General features: G+C 59.4%; 19 protein-coding genes and 1 riboswitch. Of the genes, 12 read left to right on the top strand and 7 right to left on the bottom strand.

What is annotated here, in order from left to right:
* Window positions 1-119 precede the first annotated feature (119 nt).
* The 4 genes from JJD74_RS22585 to JJD74_RS22570 all read left to right on the top strand — a co-directional run bounded on the left by JJD74_RS22585 (window position 120) and on the right by JJD74_RS22570 (window position 4,635).
* Window positions 120-1,115, top strand: coding sequence for an ArsR/SmtB family transcription factor (locus JJD74_RS22585; protein WP_042561495.1), 996 nt, complete (start codon window positions 120-122; stop codon window positions 1,113-1,115).
* Between the two features lie 18 nt (window positions 1,116-1,133).
* Window positions 1,134-2,324: a methionine adenosyltransferase gene (gene metK, locus JJD74_RS22580; RefSeq protein WP_042561496.1), complete on the top strand. Its 1,191-nt coding sequence runs from the start codon at window positions 1,134-1,136 to the stop codon at window positions 2,322-2,324.
* A 151-nt stretch (window positions 2,325-2,475) separates the two neighbouring features.
* A complete protein-coding gene (gene ligB, locus JJD74_RS22575; protein WP_200616867.1) occupies window positions 2,476-4,143 on the top strand; it encodes an NAD-dependent DNA ligase LigB in 1,668 nt (555 codons plus the stop codon).
* Window positions 4,144-4,239: 96 nt separating this feature from the next.
* Window positions 4,240-4,635, top strand: a complete 396-nt coding sequence (locus tag JJD74_RS22570; RefSeq protein WP_042561498.1) for a DUF1090 domain-containing protein — start codon at window positions 4,240-4,242, stop codon at window positions 4,633-4,635.
* A gap of 137 nt (window positions 4,636-4,772) precedes the next feature.
* Here JJD74_RS22570 and JJD74_RS22565 read toward each other — a convergent pair whose 3' ends face one another.
* Complete coding sequence (locus JJD74_RS22565) at window positions 4,773-5,222, bottom strand: c-type cytochrome (protein WP_200616866.1); 450 nt, start codon at window positions 5,220-5,222, stop codon at window positions 4,773-4,775.
* 128 nt (window positions 5,223-5,350) lie between these two features.
* Between JJD74_RS22565 and mltA the strand changes: the two genes are divergently transcribed.
* Window positions 5,351-6,523 carry a murein transglycosylase A gene (gene mltA / locus JJD74_RS22560; protein ID WP_200616865.1) on the top strand — a complete coding sequence of 391 codons (1,173 nt, stop codon included), beginning with the start codon at window positions 5,351-5,353 and terminating at the stop codon, window positions 6,521-6,523.
* Window positions 6,524-6,618: 95 nt separating this feature from the next.
* On the opposite strand, the gene JJD74_RS22555 is transcribed toward mltA, so the two are convergent.
* Complete coding sequence (locus tag JJD74_RS22555) at window positions 6,619-7,002, bottom strand: MAPEG family protein (protein ID WP_042561501.1); 384 nt, start codon at window positions 7,000-7,002, stop codon at window positions 6,619-6,621.
* A gap of 39 nt (window positions 7,003-7,041) precedes the next feature.
* Entirely contained in the window at window positions 7,042-7,875 is an 834-nt protein-coding gene (locus JJD74_RS22550; RefSeq protein ID WP_200616864.1) for an EamA family transporter, read from the bottom strand.
* A 236-nt stretch (window positions 7,876-8,111) separates the two neighbouring features.
* Between JJD74_RS22550 and JJD74_RS22545 the strand changes: the two genes are divergently transcribed.
* Both JJD74_RS22545 and JJD74_RS22540 read left to right on the top strand, forming a co-directional pair.
* Window positions 8,112-9,281 carry an MFS transporter gene (locus JJD74_RS22545; protein ID WP_042561503.1) on the top strand — a complete coding sequence of 390 codons (1,170 nt, stop codon included), beginning with the start codon at window positions 8,112-8,114 and terminating at the stop codon, window positions 9,279-9,281.
* Window positions 9,282-9,558: 277 nt separating this feature from the next.
* Window positions 9,559-10,821: a cation:proton antiporter gene (locus tag JJD74_RS22540; RefSeq protein WP_200616863.1), complete on the top strand. Its 1,263-nt coding sequence runs from the start codon at window positions 9,559-9,561 to the stop codon at window positions 10,819-10,821.
* Between the two features lie 52 nt (window positions 10,822-10,873).
* Here the strand turns inward: JJD74_RS22540 and JJD74_RS22535 are convergent, their stop codons facing one another.
* Both JJD74_RS22535 and JJD74_RS22530 read right to left on the bottom strand, forming a co-directional pair.
* Complete coding sequence (locus JJD74_RS22535) at window positions 10,874-12,157, bottom strand: amidase (protein ID WP_200616862.1); 1,284 nt, start codon at window positions 12,155-12,157, stop codon at window positions 10,874-10,876.
* Between the two features lie 57 nt (window positions 12,158-12,214).
* Window positions 12,215-12,628 carry a VOC family protein gene (locus tag JJD74_RS22530; protein WP_200616861.1) on the bottom strand — a complete coding sequence of 138 codons (414 nt, stop codon included), beginning with the start codon at window positions 12,626-12,628 and terminating at the stop codon, window positions 12,215-12,217.
* A gap of 112 nt (window positions 12,629-12,740) precedes the next feature.
* On the opposite strand from JJD74_RS22530, the gene JJD74_RS22525 reads away from it, so the two are divergent.
* On the top strand, window positions 12,741-13,607 hold the full coding sequence (locus JJD74_RS22525) for a LysR family transcriptional regulator (RefSeq protein ID WP_200616860.1): 867 nt from the start codon (window positions 12,741-12,743) through the stop codon (window positions 13,605-13,607).
* Between the two features lie 6 nt (window positions 13,608-13,613).
* Here JJD74_RS22525 and JJD74_RS22520 read toward each other — a convergent pair whose 3' ends face one another.
* Window positions 13,614-14,495, bottom strand: coding sequence for a formate/nitrite transporter family protein (locus tag JJD74_RS22520; RefSeq protein WP_200616871.1), 882 nt, complete (start codon window positions 14,493-14,495; stop codon window positions 13,614-13,616).
* 172 nt (window positions 14,496-14,667) lie between these two features.
* A complete protein-coding gene (locus JJD74_RS22515; protein ID WP_042561508.1) occupies window positions 14,668-15,072 on the bottom strand; it encodes an acyl-CoA thioesterase in 405 nt (134 codons plus the stop codon).
* 189 nt (window positions 15,073-15,261) lie between these two features.
* Window positions 15,262-15,360: riboswitch (S-adenosyl-L-homocysteine riboswitch) on the top strand.
* Window positions 15,361-15,383: 23 nt separating this feature from the next.
* Between JJD74_RS22515 and ahcY the strand changes: the two genes are divergently transcribed.
* From ahcY to JJD74_RS22495, 4 genes are all read left to right on the top strand, one after another.
* The gene (ahcY, locus tag JJD74_RS22510) at window positions 15,384-16,793 is read left to right on the top strand and encodes an adenosylhomocysteinase (protein ID WP_047303898.1); all 1,410 of its coding nucleotides are present in this window, start codon (window positions 15,384-15,386) and stop codon (window positions 16,791-16,793) included.
* A 191-nt stretch (window positions 16,794-16,984) separates the two neighbouring features.
* Window positions 16,985-17,830: a methylenetetrahydrofolate reductase [NAD(P)H] gene (gene metF / locus JJD74_RS22505; protein ID WP_200616859.1), complete on the top strand. Its 846-nt coding sequence runs from the start codon at window positions 16,985-16,987 to the stop codon at window positions 17,828-17,830.
* 193 nt (window positions 17,831-18,023) lie between these two features.
* Window positions 18,024-18,836: a substrate-binding periplasmic protein gene (locus JJD74_RS22500; RefSeq protein ID WP_115147127.1), complete on the top strand. Its 813-nt coding sequence runs from the start codon at window positions 18,024-18,026 to the stop codon at window positions 18,834-18,836.
* A 221-nt stretch (window positions 18,837-19,057) separates the two neighbouring features.
* Window positions 19,058-20,935 (top strand): DEAD/DEAH box helicase, encoded by a 1,878-nt coding sequence (locus tag JJD74_RS22495; RefSeq protein ID WP_047303902.1) that lies wholly within the window; start codon window positions 19,058-19,060, stop codon window positions 20,933-20,935.
* The last annotated feature ends 8 nt before the right edge of the window (window positions 20,936-20,943 follow it).

The following is a 20,943-nucleotide window of genomic DNA, read 5'->3' as shown; positions in this document are numbered from 1 at the left end:
TTCCGCTATTGGTTTGTAGAGTTAACCATCTCGTGAGAAGTGCCATCTATCGAGCAATATCAAAACTTTTTGATATTGCCCTTGCGGTGCTTTGAGGCCGTCACTAGACTGCCAACCCTATGAACTTACGCGTGCCTTCCATTCGCCATGACGATTGCGACGAGCTGGCGGCCCTGTGCAAGGCCGGCGGCGATCCGCTGCGCCTGAATGTATTGCGCGCGCTGGCCAACGATTCGTTCGGTGTACTGGAGCTGGCGCAGATTTTCGGCATCGGTCAGTCCGGCATGAGTCATCACCTTAAAGTGTTGGCGCAAGCCGATCTGGTGGCGACCCGCCGCGAAGGCAACGCGATTTTCTATCGCCGCGCCCTGCCCCACACCGAATTGCTGGGTGGCAAGTTGCACGCCGCATTGTTAGAAGAAGTCGACAACCTGGTGCTGCCTGACGACGTTCAAGCGCGAATCACTCAGGTTCACGGGCAACGGGCAGCGGCCAGTCAGGACTTTTTCGCTCGGGTAGCTGAGAAATTTCGCGCCCAGCAAGACTTGATCGCAGGCCTGCCGCAGTACCGCGAAAGCGTGCTGGCGCTGCTCGACAAACTGAATTTCGATGGTGCTGCCACGGCCATTGAAGTCGGCCCCGGTGATGGCGCTTTCCTGCCGGAACTGGCGCGTCGTTTCAGCACCGTAACCGCGCTGGACAACAGCCCGGCGATGCTCGAACTGGCGCGTCAGGTATGCGTTCGTGAACAACTGGCTAACGTCAGCCTGCAATTGGCCGATGCATTGAACGGCACCAGCCTTCAGGCCGATTGCGTGGTGTTGAACATGGTGTTGCACCATTTCGCCGCGCCGGCCGAAGCGCTCAAGCACATGGCCGACTTGCTGCAACCGGGCGGTAGCCTGCTCGTGACAGAGTTATGTAGCCACAACCAGAGTTGGGCCAGGGAGGCCTGCGGTGATCTGTGGTTGGGGTTTGAACAGGACGATTTGGCCCGTTGGGCCACCGCTGCGGGACTCGTTCCCGGGGAAAGCCTCTATGTAGGCTTACGTAATGGTTTCCAGATCCAGGTCCGCCACTTTCAGCGACCGGCTGGCGACACTCACCATCGGTAAATTCAGGAAAAAATCGAGATGAGCGAATACTCCCTCTTCACCTCCGAGTCCGTGTCCGAAGGGCACCCGGACAAAATCGCCGACCAGATTTCCGATGCGGTGCTGGACGCCATTATTGCTGAAGACAAGTTCGCCCGTGTGGCGTGCGAGACTCTGGTAAAGACCGGCGTTGCAATCATCGCCGGTGAAGTGACCACGTCGGCCTGGGTCGATCTGGAAGAAATCGTGCGTAACGTCATTCTGGACATCGGCTACAACAGCTCCGATGTCGGCTTCGACGGCGCAACTTGCGGTGTGATGAACATCATCGGCAAGCAGTCCCCAGACATCAACCAGGGTGTTGACCGTGCCAAGCCTGAAGATCAGGGTGCCGGCGACCAGGGCCTGATGTTCGGCTACGCCAGCAACGAAACCGACGTTTTGATGCCAGCCCCGATCACCTTCTCGCACCAGCTTGTTCAGCGCCAGGCCGAAGCCCGTAAATCGGGTCTGCTGCCTTGGCTGCGCCCGGACGCCAAGTCGCAAGTGACCTGCCGTTACGAAGGCGGCAAGGTTGTCGGTATCGACGCTGTAGTTCTGTCGACCCAGCACAACCCTGACGTATCGTACAAAGACCTGCGCGAAGGCGTGATGGAGCTGATCGTCAAGCACGTGCTGCCTGCCGAATTGCTGACCAAAGACACCCAGTTCCACATCAACCCGACTGGCCAGTTCATCATCGGCGGCCCGGTTGGCGACTGCGGTCTGACCGGTCGCAAGATCATCGTCGACAGCTACGGCGGCATGGCCCGTCACGGCGGCGGCGCGTTCTCCGGCAAGGATCCATCGAAGGTTGACCGTTCGGCTGCCTACGCTGGCCGTTATGTGGCTAAAAACATCGTCGCTGCCGGCCTGGCCGAGCGTTGCGAGATTCAGGTTTCCTACGCGATCGGTGTGGCCCAGCCTACCTCGATCTCGCTGAACACCTTCGGCACCGGCAAGATCAGCGACGACAAAATCGTCAAACTGGTGCGTGATGTGTTCGACCTGCGTCCATACGCGATCACCACCATGCTCGACCTGCTGCACCCGATGTACCAGGAAACTGCAGCCTACGGCCACTTCGGTCGCACGCCAGAGACCAAGACTGTTGGCGAAGACACCTTCACCACATTCACCTGGGAAAAAACCGACCGCGCCGACGCTCTGCGTTCTGCTGCCGGCTTGTAATTCTCTGGCTGCATGAAAAACCCCGCACGGTTTGCGCCGTGCGGGGTTTTTTTATGCTTTCAAGATCCGCAACACCCCGCAAAACACCCAACCGACCTCGCTAAAAATCCTGACTAGTCTTCAGAAACCCCCATGAGCAAGGACGCTCAAGATGCGTTTGTTTTTGTTTGTTTTGCTGAACCTCATATACCTGACTGGCTACGCATCTCAATGTCCGAACTGGGCCCTCACCCAGGCCCAGCGCGAAATCACCACCCTGCAAAAACAGATCGACCAATGGGACGACGCCTATCACCGCGAAGGCCGCGCATTGATTGCCGACGAACTCTACGATCAATCGCGCCTGCGGCTAAACCAATGGCGGCATTGTTTCAAATTACCAATGGCGCCCGACTCTTTGCGCACAGCCTCGGGCGTCATTGCGCACCCTATTGCCCACACTGGCCTGGACAAGCTTCATAAAGCCGAGGCCGTGGAGGCATGGCTGAGAGACCGCAAGGACGTCTGGGTACAACCCAAAGTCGATGGCGTCGCCGTGACACTCATCTATCGCGCCGGGGTGTTGCAGCAAGCAATCAGTCGCGGCGACGGCGTCAACGGGCAAGACTGGACGGCATCGGCGCGCAACATCGACGCCATTCCTCAACGCCTGAAGCAACCGCTGGATGTGTTGGTGCAAGGCGAACTCTATTGGCGCTTGAACGAGCATGTTCAAGCACGCGCCGGCAGTGTCAACGCACGCGCTATCGTTGCAGGCTTGATGGGCAGAAAATCCCTGAGTAAAGAACAAGGTGCCGGCATCGGCTTATTCATCTGGGACTGGCCACAAGGGCCTTCGGATTTGCCTGAGCGGCTATCGACACTGGCGGCGCTGGGCTTCGCCACAACGGTGCCCTACAGCTATCCCGTCCAGCAATTGGCAGAGGCGCAAAAGTGGCGCGAGCACTGGTATCGCTCCCCCCTGCCATTTGCCACTGATGGCATCGTTCTGCGCCAGAGTCAGCGCCCTCCCGCCGAACGCTGGCAGGCCCGCGCACCTTACTGGGCGATCGCCTGGAAATATCCGTTTGCCCAGGCATTGGCCGAAGTACGTAAGGTGAATTTCAAGATCGGTCGCACCGGCCGCATCACGCCGGTACTCGAACTGATACCCGTCATGCTCGATGACCGGGAGATCAAACGGGTCAGCGCCAGTTCACTCAAGCGCTGGCAGGCGCTGGATATCCGCCCCGGCGATCAGGTGGCAATCAGTCTGGCCGGACTCACGATTCCGCGTCTCGACAGCGCTGTATTGCGCACCAGTGAGCGCGCAGCAATCAATGTCCCGAACGCCAAGGATTTTCATGCCTTGAGTTGCTGGCAGCCCACGCCCGGCTGCGAAAGCCAGTTTCTCTCGCGCCTGACCTGGCTCAGCGGCAAACAAGGACTGGCCATGCAAAATGTCGGGCGCGGTACTTGGGAGAAACTTCTCGAAACAGGCCGCGTGAAACACCTGCTGGATTGGTTGACCCTCGATGAGCCAGAGCTTGCTAACATTGCCGGCTTCGGCGAACGCAGCAGCGCGCGCCTGATGCACAGCTTTCGCAGCGCCCGCCAACGGCCGTTCGCACAATGGCTCAAGGCACTGGGTATGCCGCCAACGGGCGGGGCAAAACTCCCCGATTCGTGGCAGGCACTGGCACAACGCGATACCGAACAATGGCAGAAGGAAGTCGGCATCGGCCCCGGTCGCGCAGCGCAATTGAACGCATTCTTCCGTGACGCGCAGGTGCTAGCCTTGAGTGAAATTTTACGCGCCGCCGGAATCGACGGTTTCTGAACATGCAATCCCGGCTCACCGGGAACCCAACGGTCGCCGAGGCGCTCCAACAGCGCAGCGCCTCCCGACCCGAATGCCTTTGCACATGGAGCTTTTATGAAATTTTTCGCACCACTCGCCCTGCTCACCCTTTGCGGCGTCATGGCCGCTCCCGTGATGGCTGCCGAAGACGCTCCCGGCCTGACTGGCTGCGCGGCCAAGAAGCAGGGCATCGTGAACCAGATCGAACAGGCCAAAGCCCGCGGCAACGCCGATCAGCAGGCAGGTCTGGAAACCGCTCTGCGTGAAGTCACCGAACATTGCACTGACGCCGGCCTGAAAAAGGAGCGCGAAAACAAGGTCCTCGAGGCCAAGCATGAAGTCAGCCAGCGCCAAGCCGACCTCGACAAGGCCATGAAGAAAGGTGATCCGGAGAAGATCGACAAGCGCAAGAACAAGCTCGCCGAATCGCGTAAAGAGCTGCAGGACGCGCTGGACCAGATCGACAAGTAAATGGTGGTGAGTTAAAGGCCGCCATCGCGGGCAAGCCCGCTCCCACAGGAATCTCGAGTGAACCTGGACTTTATGTACAGCAGAGAAATTTGTGGGAGCGGGCTTGCCCGCGATGGCGTCAGATCAGCCAACAGATATCAATGATCGCGAAACTCTTTATGGCAAGCGCTGCAGGCATCTTCAACCTTCTGCACCGCAGGCCCCAGGTTGCTGGCCTTGTACGGCTGGACCTTGCTGGCGACCACCAATTCACCGGTGGCGGCTTCAAGGTTACGGGCCATTTCCTGGAAGCGCGCCTGCTTTTGCCAGACTTCGTCTTTGGCACTCGTGTGATCTTCTTCGCGCACTTGCGGGAAATGTTTCCACGGTTCGCGGGACAACGTATCGAGCTCCACCGCACCTTCGGCAAACTTCGGCCCGTCGAACGGAATGCGTCCACGCAACATGCCGCCCAGGTCTTCGCCGGTCTTGAGCATCTGCTTGAAGATCGTCTTGCGTTGGCCCAGCGGAGAATTCGGATCGACACCGCCGCAGGCGGACAGGGTCAGACAGGCCAGCAATACAACAGCAATTCTTTTAAGAGTCATGGTGGCTTCAGGTCACGGAAATCGGCGGCCAGTATCCCCGCGTCACCGACAAACACCAATAGCCCTATTAAAAATACGGGTTGCCGGAGCGCATGGAGCACTCTGGCGACCGGCACAGGAATCACTCCATGAACAGCCGTTTCAAGGCCTGGCGTCATCCGCTGATCACCACGCTTCCAATGCTGGCAATTCTCGCCGGTTGTACCGGTGGCGACAGCGACAAGCCGAAAACCCATGCGCTGGCCACTTATTCCAGCGCGACGTGGGAAGCACTGCCGGCAGTGTCCGATAGCGATCTGGTCGCCGGTTTCGGCTCGTGGCGCAGCGCCTGCAACCGCCTCAAGTCTGATGCGGTCTGGGGCACGACCTGCGCCGCAGCAGCCAACGTGCCGCAAAGCGCCAGCGAGATTCGTGCTTTCCTCAAACAGAACCTCGATGTCTACGGCCTGCGTGCTGAAAACGACAATCCCAACGGCTTGATCACCGGCTACTACGAACCGGTGTACCCCGGCAGCCTGACGCCTACCGATGTGGCGAATGTTCCGGTGTATGGCGTGCCCGAGGACATGATCATCGTCTCGCTCGATAGCATTTATCCCGAACTCAAAGGCAAACGCCTTCGCGGTCGACTTGAAGGCCGGGTGCTCAAGCCCTACGACGACGCGGCGACGATCGAAAGCAAAGGCGTGAACGCGCCAGTGGTTGCCTACCTCACCGACCCGATGAACCTGCAATTTTTGCAAATCCAGGGGTCCGGGCGGATCCAGACCCAGGACGGCAAGCAGCTACGCATTGCCTACGCCGACCAGAACGGCCACCCGTATCGACCGATTGGCCGTTGGCTGGTCGAGCAAGGCGAACTGAAGAAAGAAGACGTAACGATGGGCGCGATCAGCAACTGGGCCAAGGCCAATCCGTCGCGCATTCCGGAACTGCTGGGCAGCAACCCCAGCTATGTGTTTTTCACCCGCAACCCGGACAGCAACGAAGGCCCGCGCGGTTCACTGAACGTGCCACTGACTGCCGGCTACAGCGCGGCGGTGGATCGCAAGGTGATTCCTTTGGGTAGCCTGTTGTGGTTGTCGACGACGCGCCCGGATGGCACGGCGCTGGTTCGCCCGGTGGCGGCGCAGGACACCGGCGGTGCGATTGCCGGTGAGGTTCGCGCGGATCTGTTCTGGGGGACCGGTGATGCGGCCGGGCAATTGGCCGGCGACATGAAACAGCAGGGGCAGATCTGGATGCTCTGGCCCAAAGGTGCAGCGTTGCCACAAGTGCCGCAGGTAGCCGACAAACCTTAAAAGCAAAAGATCGCAGCCTGCGGCAACTCCTACAGGGTGGATCTGTGACCTCTGTAGGAGCTGCCGTAGGCTGCGATCTTTTGACCTTGCTCTACCTAAACCGACACGAAGAAGAACGAAGCAATCAACCCCATCCCCACAAACCACACCAGCGACCGCAGAATTGCCCAGTCCGCCAGATAGCAGATGATGTACAGCAGGCGACTGGTGATAAACAGCACCGCCAGCACATTCACGGTGACCAACTGCGCCGTCCCCACCAGATGCGCAACGATCACCGCTGCGGCAAACGCTGGCATCACTTCAAAGCTGTTCAGTTGCGCCGCATGCGCCCGCCGAGCCACGCCATTAACGCTGTCGAGAAAGTCTCGCGGGTCATGATTGTCACTGAGCCGGAAACCGCCCGAGATCTTGGCGACAATCGTGCACACGTACGGCAAAAAGATCGCGATCAACACACACCAAAGAGCCACCGTCATAAAGCCATCCTTTTTTCGAGTTATAGAGTTCGCGAGCCGTCAGAACTTCATCACCAGTATGCCGATCAGCACCAGCCCACAAGCTAAGAGCCGCGACCTGCCGAAAGGTTCTTTGAGGTATCGCATTCCGAACAGCACCACCAGAATCACGCTGATCTCGCGCAACGCCGCTGCTTCGGCAATCGAGCCCAACTGCATCGCCCACAGCACCAAAGCGTAGCTGAACAACACGCAGAACCCGACCGCCAGCCCCAGTTTCCACTGCTCACGCCAGAACTGCATGAATGCCGGACGTTTGGCGACCCACGCCAGCAACGGAAACGGCCAGGCGCTGAGCAGCGTGACCCAGACCAGGTAATCCAGCGGATGCGACCAGCGCCGCAGCGCCTGACCGTCAATGTAGGTGTAGCAGCCGATGCACAGCCCGATCAGCGCTACCACCGGCAACATCGACCACGGTAAATGTTTGCCACCGCCGCCCTGCCACAGCAGACACGCCATGCCGAACGGAATCAGCATGATCCCGAAGATCTGCTGTGTAGTGAGCACTTCACCGGCAAAGATCAGGGTCAGTGCCAGCACCACCAGTGGCGACAAACCGCGCATCAACGGATAGACCAGCCCGAGATCGCCGACGCGATAGGCTTGAATCAACAGATAGCGATAGAGCAGTTCGAACGCTGCCGAAGCGAGAATCCACGGCCAGATGTCCATGGGCGGCACGTTCACGAAGGGCAACGCGATGGCGACAACCAGCAGCGCCACGGTGTCCATGCACGCCACCACCAGCAGCCGTTCGGCACTGAACTTGATCAGGGTATTCCACGCCGCATGCAGCAGCGCCGCTACCAACACCAAAGCTGTCGCCAGCACGTCTTACTCCTTATTATTTTTCACCGCCCCCTGTAGGAGCTGCCGCAGTAAGCGAATAGTCAGATTATTGATTCTCGATGTGTCAGCAGCTGTTTATACTGCAAGCGACCACGCCGCACTCAGTTGCGCACAGACTAATTCCAATAATTTCTGCCCGCCCCGCTCTCTTTCGAGACCGGTCGTTGGCCTGCGTATGCCTGATCACAGCGTCAAGACTACCGACAGAGACCTTGCGCATGCCACTCGCCTTGTTTGCACTCGCTGTTGCCGCGTTCGGCATCGGCACCACTGAATTCGTCATCATGGGCCTGCTGCCCGACGTCGCCCGCGATCTCGCGGTGAGTATTCCTCACGCCGGCCTGCTGATTACCGGTTATGCCCTGGGTGTGGTGTTCGGTGCGCCGATCCTCGCCATCGGCACCGCCAACATGCCGCGCAAAGCCACGCTGCTGGGCATGACGCTGATGTTCATCCTCGGCAACGTGCTCTGCGCGCTGGCACCGAATTACGCCACGCTCATGGCCGCTCGCGTGGTCACGGCGCTGTGCCACGGCGCGTTTTTCGGCATCGGCTCGGTGGTCGCAGCCGGTTTGGTAGCGCCGAACAAACGCGCGCAGGCGATTGCAATGATGTTCACCGGTCTGACCCTGGCCAATGTGCTCGGCGTGCCGCTGGGTACTGCGCTCGGGCAATACGCCGGTTGGCGCTCGACCTTCTGGGCGGTGTCGGTGATCGGTGTTGTCGCCGCACTCGCGCAATGGTTGTGGTTGCCCAAACACATCCCGATGGACAAGGCCAACCTCGCCAGCGAGTTCAAAGTGCTGGGCAAGATCAACGTGCTGCTGGCGCTGGGCATGAGTGTGCTGGCGTCGACCAGCCTGTTCAGCGTGTTCACTTACATTGCGCCGATCCTGCAGGACATCACCGGCGTCAGCCCGCACGGCGTGACAGTGATGCTGTTGCTGTTCGGCGTCGGCCTGACCGCTGGCAGCATGCTCGGCGGGCGTTTGGCCGACAGTCGTTTGCTGCCGTCGCTGGTGGGTGTGGCAATGGCGGTGGTGCTGGTTCTCGCGGCGTTCACCCAGACCAGTCACTCGGTGATTCCGGCAGCGATCACGCTGGTGCTGTGGGGGATTTTCGCTTTCGCGCTGTGCCCGATCCTGCAACTGCTGATTATTGATCAAGCTCATGAAGCGCCGAACCTCGGCTCGACCCTGAATCAAAGCGCCTTCAACCTCGGCAACGCGGCCGGTGCCTGGATTGGCGGGTTGGTGGTGGCGAGCGGTGCCGATCTTGCGCAATTGCCGTGGACCGGGGCGCTGGTGGGTGTATTGACGGTGCTGACGGCGCTTTGGTTTATCTACCTGCAACGTCGCGGAGCTGCTGCGGTCAATGTGTCTGGCTGATCGAGTTGTGCCACACCCTAACCCTCTCCCAGAGGGAGAGGGGACTGACCGCGCCGTTCCGTAGAATTACGCCGACCTGAAATCCCGAGTCGAGCTCAGTTTGAAAAGCCTGAAGATCGGCTTCCTTCCCCCCTCTCCCTTTGGGAGAGGGCTGTGATGAGGGGTTCCTTATCTCAGCTCAGATTTCCACTGTGTCTTCAGTTGCCTCCAGCCCATCAAACCCCTGCACCAACGAACCGGTGCGTTTTCTTCCCACCCCTCATCCAAAGGACCCCGGATGCTTGAACTTGTCGCCGCTTTCATCTGCCTCACCACCCTCCTCACCTTCGTCAACTTCCGCTTCATCGGTCTGCCGCCGACCATCGGCGTGATGGTCACCGCGTTGCTGTTTTCCCTGCTGCTGCAAGGCTTGAGCGTGCTCGGCTATCCAGGCCTGGAAGACCGCGTACAGCAACTGATCGGCCAGATCGATTTCGGCGATCTGCTGATGAACTGGATGCTGTCGTTCCTGCTGTTCGCCGGTGCCTTGCACGTAAACCTGAATGATTTGCGCAGCTATCGCTGGCCCATCGGCTTGCTGGCGACTTTCGGTGTATTGATCGCCACGGCAGTGATCGGCAGCCTCGCGTATTACATCTTTGCCCTGTTCGGCTGGCACGTGAGCTTCCTCTACTGTCTGTTGTTCGGCGCGCTGATTTCCCCGACCGACCCGATTGCGGTGCTCGGCGTGTTGCGTACCGCCAACGCCTCGAAACCGCTGAAAACCACCATCGTCGGCGAGTCGCTGTTCAACGACGGCACCGCTGTCGTGGTGTTTACCGTGTTGCTGGGCATCGCCCAACTCGGCGAGACCCCGACCGTCAGTGCCACCGCCATGCTATTTGCCCACGAAGCCATTGGCGGCGTGGTGTTCGGGGGGCTGATCGGTTATCTGGTTTACCTGATGATCAAGAGCATCGAGCAGCACCAGATCGAAGTGATGCTGACCCTTGCGCTTGTCATCGGTGGTTCGGCGCTGGCCTCCGAACTGCACGTTTCCGCACCGATTGCGATGGTGGTTGCCGGCCTGATCATCGGCAACCTGGGACGCAATCTGGCGATGAACGACATGACCCGCAAATACCTCGACGGCTTCTGGGAGCTGCTCGACGACATGCTCAACGCGCTGCTGTTTGCGCTGATCGGCATGGAGCTGTTGCTGCTGCCATTCAACTGGCTGCACGTGGCGGCGGCGAGCTTGCTGGCGGTGGCGATTCTGCTGTCGCGTCTGCTCACCGTGGCCCCGGCAATCCTGCTGCTGCGGCGTTGGCGCACAGTGCCGCGCGGCACAATCCGGGTGCTGACCTGGGGCGGTTTGCGCGGTGGGGTCTCGGTCGCTTTGGCACTATCGCTGCCACTGGGCGAGGAGCGTGACCTGCTGCTGAGCATCACCTACATCGTGGTGTTGTCGTCGATTCTGATTCAGGGCCTGACCATTGGCCGGGTTGTTCGCGGCGTCTCTGGCCAGCAAGACGTCAGCGCTGCGAGTTCCGCGCACTGACGCACCAATGGAGCGCCGTCGTGGAGCCACCTCCACGACGGCGCCTCTTCAATTAGCCGGCAGCCCGCAGCACAGCATCCACCTGCTCCGCAGCACGCAACAGATTGCTGTCGTCTCTAAACCCTCCGATCATTTGCAGGCCAACGGGTAACGCCCCGGCATTGCGCACGAGCGGAAGGTTGATTTGCGGCAAGCCAAACGCCATCCAGAACTTGCTGAAATCGGAAGGTCCGGTGGCTTCAAGACCCAACGGGGCGACGATGCCACAGCTCGCCCCCAGGACGGCGTCGAAAGGCTGGAATATCGACTCCAAAACGGTGGCCAACTTTGCCAGACGCTTCTTTGCCGCTGACTCTTGCTCCCAAGTCGTCAAACGGGCGCGTTCGATCATGGCTAACAGTTCTTCACTGAGTTTGTCCGGATGCATTTGCAGTTCTTTGGACAGTGATCGGGCGCCCTCGCAATCGTTTATCAGCAGATGGTCATCAAATACCCCCGCAAACTCCTCAGGCAGCAACACCTCGTTCACCTGATGTCCGGCTGAACGCAGCTCTTGAACCGCAGCTTCCAGAGATCTGGCCACATCTTCATCTACCTGATCCCAACGCGCCGTACGACAGAAGCCGAACGAACAGGCGTGACGTTCATGCGCAGGCTGGGGAAAGCCAGGAATCAGGACGCGCGCCATCACCTCCAGATCGCGAACAGACCTGCCATACCAACCCACCGTGTCGAAGCTCGGCGCCAGGGGTTTGACCCCCTCCAGAGAAACCAGACCATACGAAGGCTTGAAGGCATACAGCCCGCAATAGGCCGCCGGTTTGATCAATGAGCCAGCCGTCTGAGTCCCCAACGCGAGCGGGAAAAAACCGGCAGCCATCCCCGCTGCCGACCCGGCGCTCGAACTACCGGGGGTTCTGGCAAGATCATGAGGATTGCGGGTTGGACCTGTGTGCATGTAGGCGAATTCGGTGGTATGGGTCTTGCCCATGATGACTGCCCCGGCCTGGCGCAGCAGCGCAACGACATGGGCGTCACGCGAGGGGCGGTTTTGCTCATAGATCGGCGAGTAAAAACGGGTGGGATGATCGACAGTGTCATAGACGTCTTTGATCCCCACGGGCACACCTGCCAAGAGGCCTTTTGCGTTACCGTTTTTCAATTGGCGCGTCTGACTGCGCACCGCGTCCGGATCGAACGAAACGAAGGCATTTATGCTGCGTTCACCCGCTTCGACACAGCCAAGAAAGTGCTCGGCTACTGCCTCTGCGCTCACGACATCCGCACGAACCATTTCAGAAATTGCGGTGGCATCAGCTTGATTGAAATTGTGCATATCGCTCCTTGGACTTCCCTTCGAAAAGCACTTGAGGGAGGTGCGCTTTTGGACGTTTCAAGTTGCATAAACCGATTGCAAATCAGTGAAGCCTTTTATCTCGATCGGGTTTCCGGAGGGGTCCAGGAAGAACATGGTCGCTTGCTCGCCGGGCTCTCCCGGAAAACGAATCGTGGGTGAAAGAACAAATTTCACTTGGCCTTCGATCAAACGGTCCTTCAAGGCAACCCAGTCCGACATCTTCAATATCACCCCAAGATGGGGCATCGGCACGTTGTGCTCACCTACTTTCCCGGTGTTCGTTACCGCAAACGGCTCGCCCAGATGCAACGACAATTGATGCCCGAAAAAATTGAAGTCAACCCAGGTCTCGGTGCTGCGCCCTTCTTCACATCCCAGCAGATCACCATAGAACTGGCGGGAAATCTGCAAATCGCGGACGTGAATAGCGAGATGAAAAATTGACTGCATCGGTAGCTCCTGAACGTCGCCGGAAAGTGAGAGTGACTGGCTGAGTTGAAGACTGTGCGGTTTTCATCAAAAGAGATAGCATGTAATTTTTTCGCTATCGAAAGAATTTCTTATGGATACGCGTTATTTGAAAAGCCTCATTACGGTCGTGGAATGTGGCTCCATCGCACACGCCGCGCGCGTGGAAGGTTTGACGGCAGCAGCGATCAGTCAGCGAATTCTCGCGCTCGAACGGCAGCTCGGCTTTGAACTCCTATCGCGGGTTGGGCACGCAGCCAAGCCGACCCAGGCCTGTCTCGGTTTATTGCCGAGGGCTAAACGCATCGTTCGCGAGATTGCATTGCTGGCGGGAGATGCCGACGAGGGCGGGCTTACGGGGCAGTTACGAATAGGCGCTATTTCCACCGTGCTGACCGGCCTGCTTCCCGGCGCATTGCGCGCACTGACCGAGCTGGCGCCGGGGCTGACGCCAGTCATCGTGCCGGGTACATCGCGCGCGTTGTATCAGTCGCTTCTCTCTGGGGAAATCGACGCGGCCATCCTGGTGGTTCCGCCGTTCGAATTGCCGAAAGCCCTGCAGGCGGTATCGCTTCGCAAGGAACCTCTGGTTTTTCTGTCGAAGGAAAAATCCTCGGACAGCATCCCGGCTCAACTGAAAACCCAACCGTATATCCGCTACGACCCTGACTCGTGGGGCGGAAGGCATGCCGAGCACTATCTGGCGGACAACGGATTGCTGCCGACGCCGCTGGTAGATCTGGATGCACTGGAGACCATTGCCATGCTCGTGACTGAAGGCCTGGGCGTGAGCCTTGTGCCTTACTGGTCCGGCTTCGAACACTGGGGCCACAAGTGTGTTGTGACCCCGCTTGGCAACGACCGCTACGACAGAGAGATTGCGCTGATCAGCCACGTTCAGACTGACAGGCCCAAGATGATGGGCGCCTTGTCCAAAGTGCTTTCACTGGCACAAGCCTGACGGGATTCAATCTGTCTTGGACTCGGCATGATCCTTCTCAGGGCCATCAGGTTTCGGCGTCCCGCTTTCGCTGCGGATCTGCGCATGGCTGATCAGGGCGAAGATAAAACTGCCGCCGATGATATTGCCGGCCAGCGTCGGCCCGGCAAACACAGCCAAGAAATCGCTCCACGGCAACTCGCCAGCAAACACCAGATAAGACACCTCCGCCGAACCGACGACGATGTGAGTGAAGTCACCGAGCGCCATGAAGTAGGTGATGAGGATGATGATCCACATCTTCGCGCTCTCCATAGACGGGATCATCCAGACCATGGTCGCGATCATCCAGCCGGAAACTATGCCTTTGGCGAACATCTGGCTGGCGCTGTGTTCCATCACCTTGCGACCGATCTCGAGGAAGGCGTGGTCGGTCTTGGCGTCGAAAATCGGCAGCTCCAGCATCACGTAAGCCACCAGAATCGTGCCGCACAGGTTGCCGACCAGCACCACCGTCCAGAGGCGGATAAGCCGACCGAAATTCAGTAGCGTCGGTTTGGTCATGACCGGCAGCACGGCGGTCAGGGTGTTTTCGGTGAACAGTTGCTGGCGGGCGAGGATCACCGCGAGGAAACCTGCGCAGTAGCCGAAACTGGCAATCACCTTGAACTCGTCGCCCTCGGGCAAGCGTGACGTGAGCAGGCCCATGCCCATCAGCGACAGGCCCATGGTCAGCCCTGCAGCGAGCGCCGACCACCATAGCGCAGCGATACTGCGTTCAAGTTCCTGATCGCCTTGAGAGCGGATGATTTCATGCAGAACCGCCGCGCGGGGCGGCTGGCTTTTCTCGACTTCGTGTTGCTCTTTGGCCGAGAGATCGGGGGTCTTGCCGTCGGTGGGCGTGGTCATGGCGTGGGAACCGGTGGGGGGCGATTTAGCTACGACATTCGCCGCTGACAGCTGTTCACTGACCCAGTGAATCTTCAGCGATAACAGAATCGCCATCGCGGGCAGGCCCGCTCCCACAGGGATCGCCGTGCCTGTGGGATCGAGCCTGCTCGCGAAGAATGCGCCGCCAATCTTATTGGACGGCCTCGTCATCCTTGAACTGGTCTTTCACATATCTGATCTCGGTCCGCCCGTGCGGTGCCGGCAGGCCGTCTTCACCGAGGTTGACGAAAACCATCTTCTCGACAGTCAGAATGCTCTTGCGGGTGATCTTGTTGCGTACTTCGCAGGTCAGGGTGATCGAGGTGCGGCCGAACTCGGTGGCAGTGATGCCCAGTTCGATGATGTCGCCCTGGCGCGAGGCGCTGACGAAGTTGATTTCGGAAATGTACTTGGTGACCACGCGCTGATTGCCCAACTGGACGATGGCGTAGATCGCTGCTTCCTCATCGATCCAGCGCAGCAGACTGCCGCCGAACAGGGTGCCGTTGGGGTTGAGGTCTTCGGGTTTTACCCATTTGCGGGTGTGGAAATTCATGGGGGGCTCCAAGGTCGAGGCATTTGAGCGAAAGGGTTCTGGCCCCAGCTTCAAGTTTTAAGCTACAAGCTGCAAGTAAAAGCGGATTCGCTGTGACTTGCCGCTTGTAGCTTGCCGCTTGCCACTAGCCGGGCGAAGAAAGCTATAATCGCCACCGATTCAGAACGGCTAATACCGTTTTCCCGCCACCTGTCCGAGGGGCGCTGCAGCAGGTTCAACCTGTCAGGCTCGGATGGGGCGTTGACTGGCCTAGGCCGGACACTAAACGCACAACGGCGCCCATTCGCATACATTACGAATGGAGGCTCTTCATGAGCGCTGTTATCACGCCTGCAGATTTTAACGATTACAAAGTTGCCGACATGTCCCTGGCTGCCTGGGGCCGTCGCGAAACCATCATCGCCGAATCGGAAATGCCGGCTCTGATGGGTCTGCGTCGCAAGTACTCCGGCGAACAGCCGTTGAAAGGCGCGAAGATTCTCGGCTGCATCCACATGACCATTCAGACTGCCGTGCTGATCGAAACCCTGGTTGCCCTGGGTGCCGAAGTACGCTGGTCGTCCTGCAACATTTTCTCGACTCAGGATCAGGCTGCTGCCGCTATCGCTGCTGCCGGCATCCCGGTTTTCGCCTGGAAAGGCGAAACTGAAGAAGAGTACGAGTGGTGCCTGGAGCAGACCATCCTGAAAGATGGCCAGCCATGGGACGCCAACATGATCCTCGACGACGGCGGCGACCTGACCGAGCTGCTGCACAAGAAATACCCACAGGTTCTGGATCGCGTTCACGGCGTGACCGAAGAAACCACCACTGGCGTACACCGTCTGCTGGACATGCTGGCCAAGGGCGAGCTGAAAATCCCGGCCATCAACGTCAACGACTCGGTGACCAAGTCCAAGAACGACAACAAGTACGGCTGCCGTCACAGCCTGAACGACGCGATCAAGCGCGGCACCGACCACCTGCTGTCCGGCAAGCAAGCGCTGGTCATCGGTTACGGTGACGTGGGCAAGGGCTCCGCCCAGTCCCTGCGCCAGGAAGGCATGATCGTTAAAGTGTCCGAAGTCGACCCGATCTGCGCCATGCAGGCTTGCATGGACGGCTACGAGCTGGTTTCGCCATTCATCGACGGCATCAACGACGGTACCGAAGCGAGCATCGACAAAGCGCTGCTGGGCAAGATCGACCTGATCGTGACCACCACCGGTAACGTCAATGTTTGCGACTCGAACATGCTCAAAGCCCTGAAGAAGCGCGCCGTTGTCTGCAACATCGGTCACTTCGACAACGAAATCGACACCGCTTTCATGCGCAAGAACTGGGCATGGGAAGAAGTGAAGCCACAGGTACACAAGATTCATCGTACCGGTGCTGGCGCTTTCGACGCTCAGAACGACGACTACCTGATCCTGCTGGCCGAAGGCCGTCTGGTGAACCTGGGCAACGCTACCGGTCACCCGAGCCGCATCATGGACGGTTCGTTCGCCAACCAGGTGCTGGCACAGATCTTCCTGTTCGACCAGAAGTACGCCGACCTGTCGCCAGCCCAGAAAGCCGAGCGCCTGACCGTTGAAGTACTGCCGAAGAAACTCGACGAAGAAGTGGCTCTGGAAATGGTTCGCGGCTTCGGCGGCGTGGTCACTCAACTGACCAAGCAACAGGCTGACTACATCGGCGTTACCGTTGAAGGCCCGTTCAAGCCGCACGCTTACCGCTACTAAGTTTAGAGCAGCTGCGAGCATCCAGCTTCAAGCGGCAAGCGAGGTCAAAAGCCGGACTTGCCGTGCAAAGCGTGAGGCTCTGCCCCTATTTCAAAACAGTTTCAGGCAGCAGGCTCCAGGCACGAGAGACAAGCGCACCTCCGCTTCTCTTGCAGCTTGAAGCTTGCCGCTTGTAGCTGGAGGTTTCCTCCATGTCCCAAGACCGTCGCTACAGCTTCGAGTTCTTTCCGACCAAGACCGATGCTGGGCATGAAAAGCTGCTCAACGTTGCCCGTCATTTGGCAACGTACAATCCCGATTTTTTCTCCTGCACCTATGGCGCTGGTGGTTCGACGCGTGATCGCACCCTCAACACCGTTTTGCAGCTGGAAAGCGAAGTCAAAGTACCGGCCGCACCGCACCTGTCGTGCGTCGGCGACAGCAAGGGCGACTTGCGCGGCCTGCTGAACGAGTACAAGGCTGCCGGCATCAAGCGCATTGTTGCCCTGCGTGGCGACTTGCCGTCCGGCATGGGCATGACCAGCGGTGAGCTGCGTCACGCCAATGAACTGGTTGAATTCATTCGTGAAGAAACCGGCGACCATTTCCACATCGAAGTCGCCGCTTACCCGGAGATGCATCCGCAAGCGCGCAATTACGAAGACGATCTCGCCAACTTCGTGCGCAAGGCTCGCGCCGGCGCCGACAGCGCGATCACTCAGTACTTCTTCAACGCCGACAGCTACTTCTACTTCGTCGACCGTTTGCAGGCGCTGGGCGTGGATATTCCGGTGGTGCCGGGGATCATGCCAATCACCAACTACAGCAAACTCGCGCGCTTCTCCGATGCCTGCGGTGCGGAAATCCCGCGCTGGATCCGCAAGCAGCTGGAAGCCTATGGCGATGACACTCAAAGCATTCAGCGCTTTGGTGAGCAAGTTGTCAGCGAGATGTGCGAACGCCTGTTGCAGGGCGGCGCACCGGGGCTGCACTTCTATTCCATGAACCAGGCTGAACCTAGTCTGGCTATCTGGAATAACCTGAAGTTGCCGCGTTGAAGCAGCTACACGCTTCAAGCTGAAAGCTACAAGCCAGATCAAAAGATCGCAGCCTGCGGCAGCTCATGCATTGGGATTTAGTTCTCCCTGCAGAAGCTGCCAAAGGCTGCGATTTTTTGCTTTTAAAGGCCCGAGGCAGAGCTTGTAGAGGCCGTTTCTGGCTCTTTATGGTTTCTCGTCGTAATCTCAAGCCATGCCTTTGATCACGCAACTATTCGCCGTGCTGGTTTTTGCTTGCCTAAGCTTCGCCGCTCGGGGCGAGAAGCTGCGTATTGTCACCGAGCCATGGGCGCCTTACGTCTATGAAGAGAACGGTAAAAAGCTCGGACTGGACTACGAAACCACCGCCATTGTGTTCAAGCGCCTGGGCATAGAAGTCGAATGGCAGTTCCTACCGTGGAAACGCTGCCTGTCGATGCTGGAAACCGGCCAGGCCGACGGCGCGCTGGATATTTTTCACAGTGACGAGCGCGACGCCACCCTGCTCTACCCCAGCGAGCCGCTGTCGGATGTCGAGTTCGTGATGTTCTACGCCAACGACCGACCCCACCCGTTCACCAGGCTCGACGAGCTCAAAGGCCTGACCATCGGCACTTCCCCGGGTTATCTGTATAGCCCCGACTTCAGCGAATCGACCCTGTTTACCCGCGAGCCTGCGCCGACCCACGAAGCGAACTTCGGCAAACTGGTGCGCGGACGCATCGATTTGTTGATCACTGATCGCCGCGTGGGCCAGCATTTGCTCGATGATTTGAATATTCGCGAGCTGATCAGCCAAAATCCTACGGTTATTAGCCGCCAGAGCCAATTTCTTGCAGTTCGGCGCAATGCCGGGATGGATTTGCTGGTCCAGCGCTTCGGCGCCGAACTCAAGCGATTCAAGCGCGAACCGGCCTACGCCGAGCTGAGCGCACGCTATGGCGCAGCCCCTGGCCAGACGGCGCCATTGAGTCGTGCGGCGGCGGACAGCAAAACCGTTGAGCAGCAGGAAAGCAGCGCGCAGTGATTGCTCTGTTATACTCCGGCGTTCCCGCCAGGCTCACGCCCGGACGCCCGGAACCTTAACAGGCCTCTCGACCCGCTACAGCGCAGCTTTCAGCCAGCGCGAGCACTCCAGACGTGTCTTTGGAACCGCAGCAGGACCGGACGGGATTGCGTCCTCTTAAACGTGATTCGCGCCAGGCAAGATTCCCATTGGGCCAAGCCCTAACTAAAACAGGATTACTCATGTCCTTTGCTTCCCTCGGTCTCTCCGAGGCTTTAGTCCGTGCCATCGAAGATGCGGGCTATACCGAGCCTACTCCGGTGCAACAGCGGGCCATTCCCGCCGTGTTGCAAGGTCGCGACCTGATGGTTGCGGCGCAGACAGGTACTGGTAAAACCGGCGGTTTCGCCCTTCCGATCCTGGAGCGGTTGTTCCCCAACGGTCACCCGGACAAATCCCAGCGTCACGGCCCGCGCCAACCGCGCGTACTGGTCCTGACCCCGACCCGCGAACTGGCGGCCCAGGTTCACGAGAGCTTCAAGATCTACGCCCGTGACCTGAAATTCGTCAGCGCCTGCATCTTCGGCGGCGTCGGCACGAACCCACAGGTTCAGGCCATGGCCCGTGGTGTCGACGTGCTGGTGGCGTGCCCGGGTCGTTTGCTCGACCTGTGCGGCCAGGGCAGCGTCGATCTGTCCCACGTTGAAATCCTCGTCCTCGACGAAGCCGACCGCATGCTCGACATGGGCTTCGTGCACGACGTGAAGAAAGTCCTCGCACGCCTGCCGTCCAAGCGTCAGAACCTGCTTTTCTCGGCGACGTTCTCCAAAGACATCACCGACCTTGCCGGCAAGCTGCTGCACAACCCGGAACGCATCGAAGTCACGCCGCCGAACACCACGGTCGAGCGCATCGAACAGCGCGTATTCCGTCTGCCGGCCAGCCACAAGCGTGCGCTGCTGGCGCACCTGATCACCGCCGGCGCGTGGGAACAGGTGCTGGTGTTCACCCGTACCAAGCACGGCGCCAACCGTCTGGCCGAGTACCTCGACAAGCACGGTCTGCCGGCTGTCGCGATTCACGGCAACAAGAGCCAGAACGCTCGCACCAAAGCCCTGGCCGATTTCAAGGCTGGCGAAGTGCGCATTCTGGTTGCCACCGACATCGCCGCGCGCGGTCTGGACATCGACCAGTTGCCACACGTGGTCAACTTCGAACTGCCGAACGTTGATGAAGACTACGTGCACCGTATCGGCCGTACTGGCCGTGCCGGTCGTTCGGGTGAAGCGATCTCGCTGGTCGCGCCGGACGAAGAAAAACTGCTGAAAAGCATCGAGCGCATGACCAAGCAGAAAATCGCCGACGGCGACCTGATGGGCTTCGACTCGAGCACCATTGAAGCCGAGAAACCGGAAGTGCGTGAGCGTCCGGACGTGCGCAACCCGCGCAATCCTCGTGGCCCGCGTGGCGACGGTCCGAATGGCGGCGGCGGTGGTCGTAAAGACAAGGGCAAGGAAAAGAGCAAGGAAAAGCCAGCCGGCGAACGCGGCGAGCGTCCTGCCCGTCAGCAAAAGCCTCGCGAAGGCACCCCGGCCCGTGACCAGCGTCCGAGCCAGCCGCCACGTGCTGCTGCTGATCGCGCTCCGGACGAGTTCCTCGACGACGACGTGGATAACTTCGGTAACCGCGTTGACTACGTGCCCAAGCCAGCCCCTGCCGGCGGTCGCGGTCGTCGTCCAGGCGCACCGGCCCAGGGCGCAGGCGCAGGTTCGGGCGCACCACGCGGCGGTCAGTCGCAGGGTCGCCAGAACGCTCCGCGCAACACCAACGGCTCGAGCACCGGCACCCCGCCAGCCAAGCGTAGCGGTCCACGCAATGGTGCACCGCGTGACGGTCAGTCGGGTCGTCGCGACGACTCTTCCTCGTCCTCGCGCAACCGCCGTCCGGCCCGTGACGATCAACCACGTACCGAGCCAGCCGTGCAGGCTCCGCGCAGCAATGGCCCGAAGATCATGCACAAGGAATCGAAAGCCGACCGCTTCCCGACACCTGAGCAGCTCGATCAACTGCCAAGCCGCCCACGTGGCGAAAAACCGGCCTTGCTGACTCGCAATCGCTGATTTGATGC

It is taken from the genome of Pseudomonas sp. MF6776, assembly GCF_016613125.1.
Lineage (GTDB): Bacteria > Pseudomonadota > Gammaproteobacteria > Pseudomonadales > Pseudomonadaceae > Aquipseudomonas > Aquipseudomonas iridis.
This window is presented reverse-complemented; position numbering and strand designations above follow the sequence as displayed.